This is a genomic window from Xanthobacter sp. DMC47 (assembly GCF_056313845.1).
In genome coordinates this window covers 620,456-635,808 of sequence record NZ_JBQUZM010000004.1, presented here as the reverse complement: position 1 = coordinate 635,808, position 15,353 = coordinate 620,456, and the positions used below count along the sequence as shown (strand labels likewise).

At 69.7% G+C, this 15,353-nt stretch carries 16 protein-coding genes; 6 read left to right on the top strand and 10 right to left on the bottom strand.

Going from position 1 to position 15,353, the window contains the following annotated elements; genetic code table 11:
* Positions 1 to 108: 108 nt before the first annotated feature.
* Positions 109 to 561, bottom strand: a complete 453-nt coding sequence (locus ACT54R_RS14700; RefSeq protein WP_168456420.1) for a DNA polymerase III subunit chi — start codon at positions 559 to 561, stop codon at positions 109 to 111.
* 80 nt (positions 562 to 641) lie between these two features.
* Between ACT54R_RS14700 and ACT54R_RS14695 the strand changes: the two genes are divergently transcribed.
* Positions 642 to 881, top strand: coding sequence for a hypothetical protein (locus tag ACT54R_RS14695; protein ID WP_476327461.1), 240 nt, complete (start codon positions 642 to 644; stop codon positions 879 to 881).
* A 305-nt stretch (positions 882 to 1,186) separates the two neighbouring features.
* On the opposite strand, the gene ACT54R_RS14690 is transcribed toward ACT54R_RS14695, so the two are convergent.
* The 3 genes from ACT54R_RS14690 to ffh form a co-directional block, all read right to left on the bottom strand.
* Positions 1,187 to 2,686 carry a leucyl aminopeptidase gene (locus ACT54R_RS14690; RefSeq protein ID WP_476327459.1) on the bottom strand — a complete coding sequence of 500 codons (1,500 nt, stop codon included), beginning with the start codon at positions 2,684 to 2,686 and terminating at the stop codon, positions 1,187 to 1,189.
* 233 nt (positions 2,687 to 2,919) lie between these two features.
* Positions 2,920 to 3,285: a 30S ribosomal protein S16 gene (rpsP, locus tag ACT54R_RS14685; RefSeq protein WP_168456422.1), complete on the bottom strand. Its 366-nt coding sequence runs from the start codon at positions 3,283 to 3,285 to the stop codon at positions 2,920 to 2,922.
* Between the two features lie 89 nt (positions 3,286 to 3,374).
* Positions 3,375 to 4,922, bottom strand: a complete 1,548-nt coding sequence (ffh, locus tag ACT54R_RS14680) for a signal recognition particle protein (RefSeq protein ID WP_476327457.1) — start codon at positions 4,920 to 4,922, stop codon at positions 3,375 to 3,377.
* Between the two features lie 388 nt (positions 4,923 to 5,310).
* On the opposite strand from ffh, the gene ACT54R_RS14675 reads away from it, so the two are divergent.
* Positions 5,311 to 6,201, top strand: coding sequence for an alpha/beta fold hydrolase (locus tag ACT54R_RS14675; protein ID WP_476327455.1), 891 nt, complete (start codon positions 5,311 to 5,313; stop codon positions 6,199 to 6,201).
* Positions 6,202 to 6,204: 3 nt separating this feature from the next.
* On the opposite strand, the gene ACT54R_RS14670 is transcribed toward ACT54R_RS14675, so the two are convergent.
* The gene (locus tag ACT54R_RS14670; protein WP_476327453.1) at positions 6,205 to 6,774 is read right to left on the bottom strand and encodes a hypothetical protein; all 570 of its coding nucleotides are present in this window, start codon (positions 6,772 to 6,774) and stop codon (positions 6,205 to 6,207) included.
* Positions 6,775 to 6,923: 149 nt separating this feature from the next.
* Between ACT54R_RS14670 and ACT54R_RS14665 the strand changes: the two genes are divergently transcribed.
* Together ACT54R_RS14665 and ACT54R_RS14660 are read left to right on the top strand one after the other, a co-directional pair.
* Positions 6,924 to 7,193 carry a DUF6460 domain-containing protein gene (locus tag ACT54R_RS14665; RefSeq protein WP_168456425.1) on the top strand — a complete coding sequence of 90 codons (270 nt, stop codon included), beginning with the start codon at positions 6,924 to 6,926 and terminating at the stop codon, positions 7,191 to 7,193.
* A 4-nt stretch (positions 7,194 to 7,197) separates the two neighbouring features.
* The gene (locus ACT54R_RS14660; RefSeq protein ID WP_476327451.1) at positions 7,198 to 8,520 is read left to right on the top strand and encodes an MATE family efflux transporter; all 1,323 of its coding nucleotides are present in this window, start codon (positions 7,198 to 7,200) and stop codon (positions 8,518 to 8,520) included.
* 3 nt (positions 8,521 to 8,523) lie between these two features.
* Here ACT54R_RS14660 and ACT54R_RS14655 read toward each other — a convergent pair whose 3' ends face one another.
* A complete protein-coding gene (locus tag ACT54R_RS14655) occupies positions 8,524 to 8,874 on the bottom strand; it encodes a DUF952 domain-containing protein (RefSeq protein WP_476327449.1) in 351 nt (116 codons plus the stop codon).
* Between the two features lie 221 nt (positions 8,875 to 9,095).
* On the opposite strand from ACT54R_RS14655, the gene ACT54R_RS14650 reads away from it, so the two are divergent.
* The gene (locus tag ACT54R_RS14650; RefSeq protein WP_168456427.1) at positions 9,096 to 9,773 is read left to right on the top strand and encodes a S24 family peptidase; all 678 of its coding nucleotides are present in this window, start codon (positions 9,096 to 9,098) and stop codon (positions 9,771 to 9,773) included.
* A gap of 148 nt (positions 9,774 to 9,921) precedes the next feature.
* On the opposite strand, the gene ACT54R_RS14645 is transcribed toward ACT54R_RS14650, so the two are convergent.
* The 3 genes from ACT54R_RS14645 to ACT54R_RS14635 all read right to left on the bottom strand — a co-directional run bounded on the left by ACT54R_RS14645 (position 9,922) and on the right by ACT54R_RS14635 (position 13,082).
* Positions 9,922 to 11,553: a cisplatin damage response ATP-dependent DNA ligase gene (locus ACT54R_RS14645; RefSeq protein WP_476327447.1), complete on the bottom strand. Its 1,632-nt coding sequence runs from the start codon at positions 11,551 to 11,553 to the stop codon at positions 9,922 to 9,924.
* Between the two features lie 186 nt (positions 11,554 to 11,739).
* Positions 11,740 to 12,036, bottom strand: coding sequence for a GIY-YIG nuclease family protein (locus tag ACT54R_RS14640; RefSeq protein WP_476327445.1), 297 nt, complete (start codon positions 12,034 to 12,036; stop codon positions 11,740 to 11,742).
* Positions 12,033 to 13,082: a ligase-associated DNA damage response exonuclease gene (locus ACT54R_RS14635; RefSeq protein WP_476327443.1), complete on the bottom strand. Its 1,050-nt coding sequence runs from the start codon at positions 13,080 to 13,082 to the stop codon at positions 12,033 to 12,035. Before ACT54R_RS14635 ends, ACT54R_RS14640 begins: the two co-directional genes overlap by 4 nt.
* 77 nt (positions 13,083 to 13,159) lie before the next feature.
* On the opposite strand from ACT54R_RS14635, the gene ACT54R_RS14630 reads away from it, so the two are divergent.
* Entirely contained in the window at positions 13,160 to 14,089 is a 930-nt protein-coding gene (locus ACT54R_RS14630; RefSeq protein WP_476327441.1) for a methyltransferase domain-containing protein, read from the top strand.
* Positions 14,090 to 14,094: 5 nt separating this feature from the next.
* Here the strand turns inward: ACT54R_RS14630 and ACT54R_RS14625 are convergent, their stop codons facing one another.
* Positions 14,095 to 15,279 carry an MFS transporter gene (locus ACT54R_RS14625; protein WP_476327439.1) on the bottom strand — a complete coding sequence of 395 codons (1,185 nt, stop codon included), beginning with the start codon at positions 15,277 to 15,279 and terminating at the stop codon, positions 14,095 to 14,097.
* Positions 15,280 to 15,353: the final 74 nt, after the last annotated feature.

The following is a 15,353-nucleotide window of genomic DNA, read 5'->3' as shown; positions in this document are numbered from 1 at the left end:
CAACCTTCCCGCACCGCCGAAGGCGAAGCTCTGCCCGGAACCGGCGTGCGGCAGGTCCGCCATCGCCTATCCTGCGCCGTTGTCCGTGCGGCCTCCGCCCTCCCGGCCTCAGGCCTTGCGCACCCAGCGGCCGTTCTCGTCCTGCTGCCAGTAGGTGAGTTCGTTGCCGGCGACCGCCTTGGCCTCGCGCCAGCGTTCGCGGGCCTTGGCTACCTGCTCGTCGTCACGCCCGTCGAAGAGGTGGACCACGCGCTGATAGGGCGAGGCATCGGCGAGCGGCACCGCATCGACGAGAAAACGCACCTGCGCGCCATTGGGGTTCGCCTCCGACGTCGCGATCAGCACCGGCTGGCGCTCGGGCAAAGGCTGCGCCTCCGTGCCGTGGGGCAGGAAGGAGGCCTCGCTATAGGTCCACAGATGGGAATCGAGCGCATCCCGCCGCTCCGCCGACCCGCACTGCACCACGCACCGCCAGCCGCGCTCCAGCGACTTCTCCAGCAGCATCGGCAGCACCTGCTCCAGCGGGCGGCGCTCTAGGTGGTAGAAGAGGATTTCGGTCATCGGGGCAAGGCTAGCACGCGGGCTCGCACCGCGTCGCGCTCCGGCTTGACCGGCGCGGACGCGCCTTCCATATGCCGGCCATGAGCCTCATCCAGAACGAGCGCACCAAGCTGACCGCCAACGCCCTAGACCGGGCGTCGACCGCCTGCCTGACGGTGGGTGCTTTGGGGCCGGCCGTCGCTTCGCTCTACGGGCTCGGCGGCATCGGCGCGGCGGGGCCGTCCCATGGCCTGCTCATCGCCCTCGGCAGCGTCTTTTGGCTGGCGGCTGCGGGTGTGCTACATTTCATGGCAAGAAGCGTGCTTGGACGACTGATATGACCGGCCTCTGGCTCTACGCATATGTGGTGATGCCGCTCGTCGTGATCGCGATGGGCTACGCCGCCGTGCGCCTGACCGAGCCCAAGCACCCGCCGCACGCCGGGCCGGCGGAATAGGGCCGTTTCCGCATTCCATCGCCTGCAGTCGCCGTCGTCCTCCGGCTTGACCGGAGGACCCATGGTGCCGTTTGCCCCTCACTCCCCGCGGCAGCTCAAGCGGAGGGATGGGCCCTCCGGTCAAGCCGGAGGGCGACGGTTATGAGAGAGCAACGGGTCCGAGAGAGGCGACGGACGAGAGCTAGGCCCTCACCCCTCGTAGTGATCCTTCACCAGCTGGTCGAGCAGGCGCACGCCCCAGCCCGAGCCCCAGCTCTTGTTGATGTCGCTCGCCGGCGAGGACATGGCCGTGCCGGCGACGTCGAGGTGCGCCCACGGGGTCTTGTCCACGAAGCGGTGGAGGAACTGGGCGGCGGTGATGGAGCCGGCATTGCGGCCGCCGGTGTTCTTCATGTCGGCGAACTTGGAATCGATCAGCTTGTCGTATTCCGGGCCCAGCGGCATGCGCCACACCCGCTCGCCGGTCTCCTGGCCCGCCTGGGTGAGGCGCGCCGACAGCTCGTCGTCGTTGGAGAAGAGGCCGGCATATTCCGAGCCCAGCGCCACCAGGATCGCGCCGGTGAGGGTGGCGAGGTCGATCATGAACTTGGGCTTGAAGCGCTCCTTGGCGTACCAGAGCACGTCGCACAGCACGAGCCGGCCCTCGGCATCGGTGTTGATGATCTCGATGGTCTGGCCGGAGAGCGAGGTGACGATGTCGCCGGGGCGCTGGGCGGCGCCGTCGGGCATGTTCTCTACGAGGCCGATGAGGCCCACCGCGTTCACCTTCGCCTTGCGGGCGGCGAGGGCATACATGAGGCCGGTGACGCAGGCGGCGCCGCCCATGTCGCCCTTCATGTCCTCCATGCCGGCGGCGGGCTTGATGGAGATGCCACCGGTGTCGAAGGTGACGCCCTTGCCGATGAAGGCCACCGGCGCCTCGTCCTTGGGTCCGCCGTTCCAGCGCATCACCACGACGCGGCTTTCCTTGATGGAGCCCTGGCCGACGCCGAGCAGCGCCTTGAGGCCGGCTTCCGCGAGGGCGGCATCGTCCAGCACCTCGATCTCGACACCCACGCCGGAAAGATGCTCCTCGGCGCGACGGGCGAATTCCGGCGGGTCGAGCACGTTGGCGGGCTCGTTCACGAGGTCGCGGGCGAACAGCACGCCGTCGCCCACCGCCTGCCGGGCGGCATAGGCGCGCTTCGTGCCGGCCTCGTCGGAGACGAGGAGGGTCACGGCGCGGGCGGCCGGCTCGGCGGCATCGTCCTTCTTCTTCGTCTTGTAGCGGTCGAAGCTGTAGCTGCGCAGGGAGATGCCAAGCGCCACCTCGGCGGCAGAATCGGCGGAAATCTTGGTGCCGGGCAGATCGAGCACCACGCTCGCCTCGCGGGCGGAGGCGGGGAGCTTGCCGGCGATGAGGCCGCCGAGCTTCAGGAAGTCCTTGGGCTTCAGGTCCGCCGCCTTGCCGACCGAGATGACGATGAGGCGCGGCGCCTCGATGCCGGCGGGGGCGAGCAGGTCCAGCGCGCTCCAGGCCTTGCCCTTGAACTTCTCCGCATCGAACGCGCGGGTCAGCGCCTTGTCCGCCCCCTTCACCAGCTTCTGCGCCTGCGTGCCGAAGGCGAGGCTTTCGTCGGTGAGCACCACGAGGACGCCCTTGGCGGCGGCGGTGAGCCGGGCGAACGAGACGGTGACGGGATCGGACATCAGGCGCTCCAGAAGCAGCAAAGGGGGCAGAATGGATTCAAAAGATGCGTCGCCCTTCTCTAGCCCGGCCGGCGGACAGGGGAAACCGCCCGCAGCGTCACGCTGGTGCCGCCGCGCCCGAGCTTTCGGGGCTGGGGCTTAGATAGGTGCCGGAGCGCGGTTGTGAACCGTTGTCCCAAAAAGAAAAGGGGGCGCCAGGCGCCCCCGTTCCTCATGCTCCCGAAAGGGAAGCCTCACTCGGCAGCTTCGCCACCGGCGGCCGCGGCGGCCTTGTCGGCTTTCTCCTTGGCGCGCTCCTGGGCCTTCTGGCCGGGCTCGGCCTTCTTCGGGTTGTTCTTGGCTTCGCGTTTCAGCAGGCCGGCGGCGTCGAGGAAACGGGCCACGCGGTCGGTGGGCTGGGCGCCCTTCTCGAGCCAGGCCTTCGCCTTCTCGGTGTCGAGCACCACGCGGTTGGCGGCATCCTTCGCCAGCAGCGGGTTGAAGGTGCCGATCTTCTCGATGAAGCGGCCATCGCGCGGGGCGCGGGCGTCGGCGATGACGATGCGGTAGTAGGGACGCTTCTTGGCGCCGCCGCGGGCGAGACGGATCTTGAGGGACATGGTCTTCTTCCTTTTTAAGTCAGTGTCTTGCGTTTGGTATTCGGGGTGATTGCTGTTGCCGGCGCCCGGGCAGGCAGGGGGCGTTGGCGTTACTTCTTCTTGCCGGGCCCTCCCGCTCCAGGAAAGCCCTTGGGCAGGCCGGGCAGGCCGCCGGGGAATTTGGATGGCAGGCCGCCGCCGGGCAGGCCGGGGAAGTTCGGCGGGAGGCCGCCACCGGCACTGCCGGGCCCGCCCTTGCCCATCTTCTCCGCCATCTCCTGCAGCATCTCGGGCGAGGGGCCGCCGCCGCCGAAGCCCATCATGCCGGCGAGGCCGGCGAGCGGGCCGCGCTTGCCGGCGGCGCCGCCCATGGCCTTCATCACGTCGGCCATCTGGCGGTGCATCTTCAGGAGGCGGTTGATCTCTTCCACCTTGGTGCCGGAGCCGGCGGCGATGCGGCGCTTGCGCGAGGCGTCGAGCAGCTTCGGGGCGCGGCGCTCCTTGGGGGTCATCGAATTGATGATGGCCACCTGCCGCTTGAACACCTTGTCGTCGAGATTGGCGGCGGCGATCTGGTTCTTCACCTTGGCGACGCCGGGCATGAGGCCCATGAGCCCGCCGAGGCCGCCCATCTTGGACATCTGCTCCAATTGGCCGCGCAGGTCGTCGAGGTCGAAGGTGCCCTTGCGCATGCGCTCGGCAGTGATCTTCGCCTTCTCGATGTCGATATTCTCGGCGGCCCGCTCCACCAGGGCGACCACGTCGCCCATGCCGAGGATGCGGCCGGCCACGCGGTGGGGATCGAAATCCTCCAGCGCGTCCATCTTTTCGCCGGTGCCGAGCAGCTTGATGGGCTTGCCGGTGACGGCGCGCATGGAGAGCGCGGCGCCGCCGCGGCCATCACCGTCCGCACGGGTCAGCACGATGCCGGTGAGGCCCACGCGGCCGTCGAAGGCCTTGGCGGTGTTCACCGCGTCCTGGCCGGTGAGGCTGTCGGCGACCAGCAGCACTTCGTGCGGCTTGGTCACGGCCTTCACCTCGGCCACCTCGGCCATCAGCCCCTCATCGAGGGTGACGCGGCCGGCGGTGTCGAGCATCACCACGTCGAAGCCGCCGAGCTTCGCCGCCTCGATGGCGCGCTTGGCGATCTGCACGGCAGACTGGCCGGCGACGATGGGAAGGGTCGCGACCTCCACCTGCTTGCCCAGCGTGGCCAGCTGCTCCATGGCCGCCGGACGGCGGGTGTCGAGCGAAGCCATCAGCACCTTGCGCTTGCCGCGTTCGGTGAGGCGCTTGGCGATCTTGGCGGTGGAGGTGGTCTTGCCCGAGCCCTGCAGGCCGACCATCAGGATCGGCACCGGGGCGGGGGCGTTGAGGTCGATGGGGTCGGCGTCGGAGCCGAGCGTCGCCACGAGCTCGTCGTGGACGATCTTCACCACCATCTGGCCGGGGGTGACGGACTTGATGACCTCCACGCCCACGGCGCGCTGGCGCACCCGGTCGGTGAAGGACCGCACCACGTCCAGCGCCACGTCCGCCTCGATCAGCGCGCGGCGCACCTCGCGCATGGCCTCGCCGACGTCGGCCTCGGTGAGAGCGCCGCGCCGCTTCAGCTTGTCGAGTATGCCGCCGAGGCGGTCGGAAAGGTTGTCGAACATGGGCACCCATGCGTTGAGGGTTCACACCGGACCGCTATGATCTCCCGCGCTGCGCGGAACCCGATGACGCTGCATCAAGCCAACGCAAAGCACGCCCGAGGGCGCATCGCGCTGTCGGGCGGGGGCCTCCGGGCTCTCGGTCCGGTCGGCGGGATCGGCATGGCCGTCCGTGTGAAGCTGGGGCTGTTAGCAGGTTTGGTCCCGCGAGGCAAATTTCCCGGCGGAAATGCCATCGCGCACCAGCATCCCGCGCCGGGGCCGCCGCTGCGGCAAGTTTCGCCCTGCACGCGAAGTTTGCGGAGAGCGCCACTACTAGGCGTCATCGGAAGAGCGCATGTTTCCCTTAGCGCATCTCGCGCATCCGCCGACCACTGGCGGGGAGGAAACCATGCCCCAAACGCCTTCGACTGCCCCCGAGGCAAGCCAGATCGTTCCCTTTCCCGCCGATTTCCGCGTTGAGGAAATCGCGACCAACGGCACCACCCTCCATGTCCGCACGGGCGGGCAGGGGCCGGCGGTGCTGCTCATCCACGGCTATGGCGAGACCGGCGACATGTGGGGCGCGCTTGCCCAGGCGCTGGCGCCGACCCATACGGTTGTCGTGCCGGACCTGCGCGGCATGGGCCTCTCGGCCAAGCCGGAGGGTGGCTACGACAAGAAGACCCAGGGCGCCGACATGGCCGGCGTGCTCGATGCCCTCGGCATCGACAAGGCAGCGCTCGTCACCCACGACATCGGCAACATGGTGGGCTTCGCCTTCGCCGCGCTCCACCGCGACCGGGTGACGAAGTTCGTCCTCATCGATGCGCCGCTGCCGGGCGTCGGCCCGTGGGAGGAGATTCTCAAGAACCCGCTGCTCTGGCATTTCCGCTTCGGGGGGCCGGACATGGAGCGCCTCGTCGCCGGGCGCGAGCGCATCTATCTCGACCGCTTCTGGAATGAATTCTCCGCCGATCCGAGCCATTTCTCCGAGGCCGCGCGGGAGCATTACGCGGCGCTCTATGCCCAGCCCGGCGCCATGCATGCGGGCTTTGCCCAGTTCGCGGCCTTCGACCAGGACGCCGTCGACAATGTTGAATTCCTCAAGGCCGGCAAGCTCGCCATGCCGGTGTTGGCGCTCGGCGGCGAGCATTCGTTCGGCCTGACCATGGCCGAGGTGATGCGCTTCGCCGCCAGCGACGTGACAGGCGATGTGGTGCCCGGCAGCGGCCACTGGATCATGGAGGAGAACCCCGCCGCCACCATCGCGCTGGTGACGGACTTCCTCGACGGGAAGTAAGGCTCAGGCCCGGATCGCCGCGCCCACCAGCGCGGCGGCGAGGAAGGCGAGCCACACCGCGGCCGCGCGCCGGTAGAGGGGGCGCGGCGCGCCATCCCCGCTCTGCGCGAGCGCGCCGCCACCCGCCCAGATCGTCGCCACGGCGAGGACGGAGCCGGCGAAGAGCGCCAGATGCGGCAGGAAATCGGGCTCGGAGCCACGCGGCAACAGGGTCAGGCCGATGATGAGGGCCTTGGGGTTCAGAAGCGTCGTGGTGAACACCCGTCCGGGCGTGACCTCGCCCGCCGCCTGCCCTGGCGCGGGTAGCCGCCACAGCCGCACCGCCAGATAGGCGATCCATGCCGCCGCCGCCAATCGCACGGCGGTGGCCGCCCACGGTGCGCCGGCGAGGAGGTCCGCGCCGGCCGTGGCGAGGGGCACCGTCACCATCAGATAGGCAGCAAGCTCCGCCGGCATCAGCCGCACCGACCGCTTGAGCCCCACCGAGGCGCCGGAGAGCGCCAGCAGCGTGTTGGTCGGCCCCGGCGTGAGCAGCAGGCCCCAGATGGCGAACAGGAAGGCGGCGGTGCCCATGGGCGAGAAAATTCCGTTGCGGAATGGCTTCTGAAAGACCTTGCCGGCCGAGTCGATCCCCGCCGGCGTCGCATCCACCCTGCTAGCCGCGCCATTCCCGGCGCGCCTTGAGCTATGTTAAAGGACGGGACCAAGAGGAGAGAGGACCCATGTCCGAGAACAACGAGCTCACGCGCTTCTTCGGCGGTTCGCCGGCCTGGGTGCTGGTGCGCCTCGTTCTGCTCTCGGTGGTGGTGGGCGTGATTCTCGCCGCCCTCGGGCTCGACCCGATGAACATCCTCAACAGCCTGCAGCGGCTCATCCGCAACCTGTTCAGCTTCAGCTTCGAGGCGGTGGAGCGCATGTGGCGCTACTTCCTGCTCGGCGCCGTCATCGTCATCCCGCTCTGGATTCTGATGCGCGTGTTCGGCCGGCGCTGAGGCCGTGTCGCTCGCGGCCGTTTCGGGGGGCGTCACACACCGCCGCGTGCTCGCCATCGCGCTGCCCATGACGCTGGCGCACCTCACCACGCCTCTCCTCGGCGTGGTGGATGCGGCGGTGGTGGGCCGGCTCGGCAGCGCCTCGCTGCTCGGCGGCGTGGCGCTCGCCGCCGTCATCTTCGACATGCTGTTCTGGGTGTTCGGCTTCCTGCGCATGGGCACCGTGGGCCTCGCCGCGCAGGCGGTGGGGCGGCGGGACGCGGTGGAGGAACGGGCGGTGCTGGCGCGCGGCCTGCTGGTGGCCGGGGCGCTCGGCCTCCTCATCGTTCTGCTGCGCACGCCCATCGAGAGCGCGGCCCTGTCACTGGCCGGGGCGAGCGATGAAGTGAATGCGGCGGTACGCGACTATTACGCCATTCGCATCTTCGCTGCGCCGTTCACCCTCGCCAACTATGTGGTGCTGGGCTGGCTGGTGGGGCTCGGCCGCACCGGGCGGGCGCTGACGCTGCAGGTGGGCATCAACGCCCTCAACATGGTGCTCTCGGCCGCCCTCGTGCTCGGCGCCGGATGGGGTGTCGCCGGCTCTGCGGCGGGCACGCTGGTGGCCGAGATCGCCGGCGCGGTGGCGGGCGTACTGGTGTGCGCCAGCCTGCTCGGCGGGCGGCTCGGGGTGGCGAAGGCGGTGCTGCTCGACAAGGCGCGCCTCATCCAGACCGTCATGCTCAATCGCGACATCATGATCCGCACCGCGGCGCTGATGTTCGCCTTCTCCTTCTTCGCCGCGCAGGGCGCGCGGGCGGGAGACGTGACGCTGGCCGCCAATGCCGTGCTCCAGAACATGGTGATGGTGGCGGCCTATTTCCTCGACGGCTTCGCCACCGCCGCCGAGCAGATCTGCGGCTCCGCCGTGGGCGCGCGGCGCAAATCGGATTTCTCCGCCGGGGTGCGGCTCTCCATCGTGTGGGGGTTCGTCTTCGCGGCGCTGGCGGGGGTGGTCTATCTCGTCACCGGCCCGGCCATCGTGGATGCCATGAGCACCAGCCCCGAGGTGCGGGCCGAGGCGCGCATCTATCTCCTTTATGCCGCGCTGCTGCCGGTGGCGGGGGTGACGGCCTATGCCTTCGACGGCGTCTATATCGGCGCACTCTGGTCGCGCGACATGCGCAACCTGATGCTCGCGTCGCTCGTCGTCTATCTCGGCGTCTTCCTGGCGCTGCGCCCGCTCGGCAATCACGGCCTGTGGCTTGCCATGCTCGCCTTCCTGCTGGCGCGCGGCGGCTTCCAGGCTCTGCGCCTGCCTGCGCTGGTGCGGCGCACCTTCGGGTGAGCCTCAGTCGAGGGACGGAAAGACATGCGCCCCGTCCGCGCCGAGCGGCAGGTCGCGCGCCCAGCGCACGGCGGTGAGCGGCAGCGGTGCATAAAGGTGCGGGAAGAGGGCGCCGCCGCGCGAGGGCTCCCATTTCAGCGCCGGGCCGAGCGCCGCCACCTCCACCGCCACCAGCTTCAGGTCGGCCTGCCCGGCGAAGTGCTTCGCCGCCGTCTCGCGCGCCTGCGCGGCGGTGGAGAAATGGATGTAGCCGTCCGCCAGATCCACCGGCGCGCCGGTGAACACGCCCGCCTGTTCGGCCGCCGCCCAGAGCGCGGCGGGGGCGATCTTGTAGATGAGGGTGGCGGCGGTCACGGGCGATGCTCCTCGCGGGGACTTTGAACGGGCACGGCGCGCACATAGGCCCGGACGAACGAAAGGGCAACTGTGTTCGCCTTATGGTTGCATGCGGACTGAAGTCCTGTACAAAGGGGGAACAAATTCATATCTTCATCCGGTCGGGGGGCGCGGCGTGGCACGGGAGTCCGGTCCGCATATCGCTGTCGAGGGCACGTCGAGCAAGGAACGTCTTTCCCATGCTGACCCACGGTAAGATCTGGCGTGCCGTCGACGAGCTCGCCGAGCAGCACGGGCTGTCCACCTCCGGCCTTGCGCGGCGGGCGGGGCTCGACCCCACCACCTTCAACCGCTCCAAGCGCGTAACCATCGACGGCCGGCCCCGCTGGCCCTCCACCGAGAGCATCGCCAAGGCCCTCGCCGCCACCGGCACCAGCCCGGAGCAGTTCTTCTCCCTGCTGGACGAGTCCGGGCGCCCGGCCCACGGCGGCGGCTTTGCCGAAGAGGCGCCCGCGCCCCCGACGCGGCCGCTCAACGCCATTCCGCAGATCGGCTTCGCCCAGGCCGGCTCGGGCGGCTTCTTCGACGATGCGGGCTTTCCGGTGGGCGGCGGCTGGGACGAGGTCGTCTTTCCCGATGTCCACGACGCCCACGCCTATGCGCTGGAGATCGCCGGCGATTCCATGGAGCCGGTCTATCGCGACGGCGACGTGGTGGTGGTCTCCCCCGCCTCCGAGCCGCGCCGCGGCGACCGGGTGGTGCTGAAGACCAAGGAGGGCGAGGTGCTGGCCAAGGAACTGGTGCGCAAGACCACCCGCCACATCGAGCTGCGCTCTCTCAACCCGGCCCACGAGGACCGGCAGATTCCGCTGGATCAGGTGGACTGGATCGCGCGGATCGTGTGGGCGAGCCAGTAGGGGCGGAAGAACGCTCGACGAGAGACAGGGCCGTCGTGCTCCGGCTCGACCGGAGCACCCATTTCGACATTTGACCCGGCGGCGGTATGGGCCCTCCGGTCGAGCCGGAGGGCGACGGCGCGCAACAATCCCTGGGCGTGCCGCCGCCTCACCCCAGCAGCGCCTCCAGCGTCTCCAGCCGGTCCGCCTCGCCCGGCGGCTTGTCCCACCGAAGGCGCGCGATGCGGGGGAAGCGCATGGCGATGCCGGAGCGGTGGCGGGTGGAGCGGGCGAGGCCCTCGAAGGCCACTTCCAGCACCAGCCCCTCGTCCTTCTCGTGCACCACCTCGCGCACCGGGCCGAAGCGGTTGATGGTGGCGCGGCGCACGAAGGCGTCGATCTGCTTCAATTCCTCGTCGGTGAAGCCGAAATAGGCCTTGCCCACCGGCACCAGCACATCCTCGCCCTCATCGCCGATCGTCCACACCCCGAAGGTGTAGTCCGAATAGAAGGACGAGCGCTTGCCGTGCCCGCGCTGGGCATACATGAGCACCGCATCCACCGTGTGCGGATCGCGCTTCCACTTCCACCACGGCCCCTTGGGCCGGCCGGGCAGATAGAGGCTATCCGCGCGCTTGATCATCACTCCTTCCACCGCCCCGGCATCCGCGCCCGCGCCGGCCGAGGCGGGATCGCGGCGGGCGGCGGTCAGCTCGTCCCAGGTCGAGAAGGGCACCATGGGGGAGAGATCGATGCGCGGGGTGTCGAGGCGGGCGACGAGCGCTTCCAGCCGGGCGCGGCGGGTGGCGAAGGGCTGGTCGCGCAAATCGTCCGTGCCGTCCACGAGCAAATCATAGGCGCGGATGTGGGCGGGAAATTCCGCCAGCATCTTCACCGTCACCGTTTTGCGGTTCAGCCGCTGCTGCAGCACGTTGAACGGCTCCACCCGGCCGTCCCGGACGATGAGCAGTTCGCCGTCCATGGCGCCGTCGAAGGCGATGGCCTCCGCCATGTCGGGGAAGGCGCCGGAGATGTCCTCGCCGGTGCGCGAATAGAGCCGCGCCACCCGGGCGCCATCCGGCCCGGTGCCGGCCACCGCCTGCACACGGATGCCGTCCCACTTCCATTCGGCGCGGAAATCGGCCGGGTCGAGGGCGGTGAAATCCGTCTCCTCGATGGCGTGCGCCAGCATCACCGGCCGGAACGGGGCGGGATTGGAGGTCTGAGGCCGTGGCCCGCGCCCCTCCACCCAGGCGAACAGCTCTTCGTAAGGCGGCTCCAGCCCGGGCCAGACCAGCTCCACTTCGTCCGGGGTCACCTCTCCGAGGCTGGCGACGGCGGTCTTGGCGAGGCGCGCGGAGGCGCCCACCCGCATGGCGCCGGTGATGAGCTTCAGGAGCGCCCAGCGGCCCGTTTCATCGAGCCCGTCCAGCCACTCGGCCAGATGCCGGGGCAGGGAGACCTTGGAGAAGGTGGAGAGGCCGTGGACGATCTCGGACAAAAGCGGCGCGTGGGGCCGCGCGCCCTCCGGCCGGGGCCACATGAGGGCGACGGTTTCGGAGAGATCGCCCACATAATCGTAGGACATCTCGAACAGCACCGGGTCCGCCCGCTCGGCGATCAGCGCGCGCACCACGCCGGGCTTGGCATTGGCGAACGACAGCGCCCCGGTGAGCGCCGCCAGCGCGAGCCCGCGCTCCGGGTCCGGCGTCGAGCGGAAATAGTCCGCCATGAGCCGGATCTTGGCATTGCGCCCGGCCTCGTAGGACATGCGATCGAGCAGCGCGGCGAAGCGGTTCATAGGCGCCTGCCTTGTCCAAACGCGACCGACGTCGCTCCCTGACGCACCACCCCCTCCGCCGTCATGGCCCGGCTCGTCCGGGCCATCCACGCCTCCGCTGGTGGGGTGCCAGCATTTCGGGCACGCTTATTGGGGTGCGGTGGATCCCCCGGACGAGCCGGGGGATGACAGCTGGAGAGATCGCGCTCAAGGCCGGGCAATGTCATCGTATAGATCCAGCCAGTGCGGGTTTTCTCGCTCGATGAGATTCTTTTTCCAGTCGCGCGGCCATTTTTTCAGTCGCTTCTCCCGTGTGATGGCAGCGTAGGCCGTGTCATGCAGTTCGAAATAGACGAGCCGCTTGATGCCGTAAGTTTTCGTAAAGCCTTTTGCTTCTTTGCTCCGGTGTTCGAAAACCCTGCGCACGAGATCGTTCGTCATCCCGATGTAGAGCGTACCGTTGAATTCACTGGCGAGGATGTAGACGAAGAAGGCGGCGCTCATCCCCCCGCTTCCTTTTCCCCCTCCGGCGCCGCTGTCGCGACCTCCTCGTCCTCCTCGCCATAGCCGACCATGTGGAGAGGGCGGGCGCGGAGCTGATGGGTGTGGGCCCAGTGGACGAGGGCATCCTCGGCACCGTGCGTCACCCACAATTCCTCGCAGCCGGTGGCGCGGATGGAGGCGCAGAGGCCGTCCCAATCGGCGTGGTCCGACACCACCAGCGGCAGTTCCACCCCGCGCTGCCTGGCACGGGCGCGCACGCGCATCCAGCCGGAGGCGAAGCAGGTGATGGGATCGGCGAAGCGGCGCGCCCAGAGGTCCGTCATGGAGGAGGGCGGGGCGATGACGATGGCGCCCGCGAAGGCCGACTTCGGCGCGCCTTTCACCGGCAGGATCTCGCCGAAATCCATGCCGCAGCTTTGATAATAATCGGTGATGTTGATGAGCGCGCCGTGGACGTAGATGGGCGCGTCGTGGCCTGCCCGGCGGATCAGCGCCATCATGCGCTGCGCCTTGCCGAGTGAGTACGCGCCGACGATGTGCGTGCGCTCGGGGAAGATGCGCACCGAGGCGAGCAGCTTGTCCACTTCTCCCGCCGCGGGGGGATGGCGGAACACCGGCAGGCCGAAGGTCGCCTCGCTGACGAAGACGTGGCAGCGGATGGGCTCGAACGGCGCGCAGGTGGGGTCGGCGGCGTCCTTGTAGTCGCCGGAGACCACGATCACGAGGCCGTCCTTCTCCAGGCGCACCTGCGCCGAGCCGAGCACATGGCCGGCGGGATGGAGGCTCACCTTCACCCCGTTGATGGTGATCGCCTCGCCATAGGCCAGCGCCTGCGTCCCACCCGCGAAGCCCGGCCCCATGCGCAGGGCCATGATGTCCAGCGTCTCTCGGGTGGCGAGCACATGGGCGTGGCCGGCGCGGGCATGGTCCGAATGACCGTGGGTGATCACCGCCCGCGGCACGGCGCGCGTCGGGTCCACGTAGAAGTCGCCGATGGGGCTGTAGAGGCCCTTGGGCGAGGGGCAGAGGAGGTCTTCCGGGCGCATCACTTTATCGGGCGGGTTCACCACTATATGGGGAGACTTGCGCGCCTGCGCGAGGTTCCCAAACTGCGAGATCGAACGTGTCCGCTGCTGCCTTCGATACATCAGGCGATCCCGTCCTCGACCGCCGGCTGGACTGGGCGCGTGCCTTCCTTGGCGAGGGCGAATTCGCCGCCGCCGCCGAGCTTCTGGCCGAGACGGTGGAGGCGGCGCCGCATTTCGCCGCCGCCTGGTTCCTGCTGGGCGAGGCGCGGGAAGGGCAGGGGGAAGGTGACGCCGCGCGGGAAGCCTATGGCCGGGCGCTCAATCTCGATCCCGCCGACCGGCTGGGGGCGGGGCTCAGGCGCGCCCGGCTCGGGGGTGGGGCAACCGAGGGCGCCATGTCGGCGGCCTATGTGCGCACGCTATTCGACCAGTATGCCGACCGCTTCGATACGGCGCTGCGCGAGAAGCTGGCCTATCGCGGCCCCGAACTGCTGCTGGAGGCGGTGCGCGCCGCCTGCGCCACGCAGGCCCGAGAGCTGCGTTTCGGCGCGGCGCTGGACCTTGGCTGCGGCACCGGCCTCGCCGGTGTGCTCTTCGCGCCCTTGGTGGATCGGCTGGATGGCGTGGACCTGTCCCCCGCGATGCTGGAGAAGGCGCGGGTCCTCGGCCTCTATGCGGCGCTCGAAGCCGGCGAGATGGGCGCGGCGCTGGGGGCGGTGCCGGCCGCAAGCCTCGATCTCGTCCTTGCCGCCGATGCGCTCTGCTATGTGGGCGATCTCGCCCCCATCTTCCACGCCGCCCGCGCCGCGCTGGCGCCCGGCGGCCTGATTGCCTTCACGCTGGAGACGCACGACGGCGCGCGCGTGCTGCTGCGCGAGACGCTGCGCTATGCCCATGAGCAGGGATATGTCCGCGCGCTGGCGCAGGACGCCGGCCTCGACGTCGTGCTGCTGGAGCGGGCCTCCACCCGCTCGGAGAAAGGTGCGCCGGTGCCGGGCCTCGTGGGCGTGCTTTCGGCCGGCTGAGGCGTTCAGCCCCTCATCGTCCCCGCGCGCCCGGCCAGCAGCGTGAGGACCAGCGACGCGACGCACAGGCTGAGGCCGGTGGCGCAGACGGCGGCCCATCCGCCCCAGGTCCACGCCATCGTCGCCACGGCCGAGCCGAAGGCGCCGCCGAGGAACATGGTGCCCACGAGGATGGTATTGAGCCGCGCCCGTGCCGCCGGCCGCAGCGCGAAGATGCGGTGCTGGTTGCCCACCAGCGCGCTCTGGATACCGAGGTCGATCAACACCACGCCAACGCCCAGACCGGCCAGTTGCGGCCATGCCGAGAAGAACACCCACGCGGCGAGTGCCAGGACGACGCCCAGAATCACCACGCTGGCAGGACCGCGGCGGTCGGTGAAGCGGCCGAACAGGGGCGCCGCCAGCACGCCGATGAGCCCGAGGATGCCGAACAGGCCAGCGGCCTCCGAGCCGAGGCCGAAAGGCGGCCCCTCCAGCCGGAAGGCGAGGATGGTCCAGAAGGCGATGAAGGAGGCGAAGATGAGCGCCTGCGTGATCGCCGCGCGCCGGAGCGTCGGGAATTCCATCCACAGGCCGACGAGGGAGGCCATGAGGCTTCGGTAGCTCAGCCCCCCTTCCGGCTTGCTGCGCGGGAGCATGGCCGCCATCAGCGCCGCAGCGGCGAGCGCCATGGGCACCGCCAGCCAGAACATGGCGCGCCAGCCCGCATGGGCGGCGACGAAGCCGGCCAGCGTGCGGCTGAGCAGGATGCCGGCGAGGATGCCCGAGAGCACCGTTCCCACCGTCGCCCCCCGCTTCTCCGGCGGCGCGAGATGGGCGGCGAAGGGCACGATCTGCTGCGCCACCGTGGAGCCGAGGCCGAGGAGGAGCGAAGCCGCGAGCAGCGCCAGCGCGCCCTGCGCGAGGGCGGAGAGGGCGGCCGCTGCGGCGACGGCGACGAAATGCAGGACGATGAGCCGCCGCCGTTCCAGCTGATCCGCCAGCGGCACCAGCAGGAAGAGGCCGGCGGCATAGCCGAGCTGCGTCACGGTGGGCACCAGCGGCGTCAGAGGGCCGGGCAGGTCCGCTTCCATCACCGCCAGCATCGGCTGGTTGTAATAGATGTTCGCCACGGCGACGCCCGCGGCGGCGGCCATGGCGAAGATGCGGGCGAAGCCCAATTGGTTGGGGCTCTGTGCGGAAGCGGGCATGAATGGTCTCTGGCCGGACCGGCCGGGGCGGGGAGACGGCGCGGGCTGGCGGAGAGGCGCCAGAGGCCCGCTGC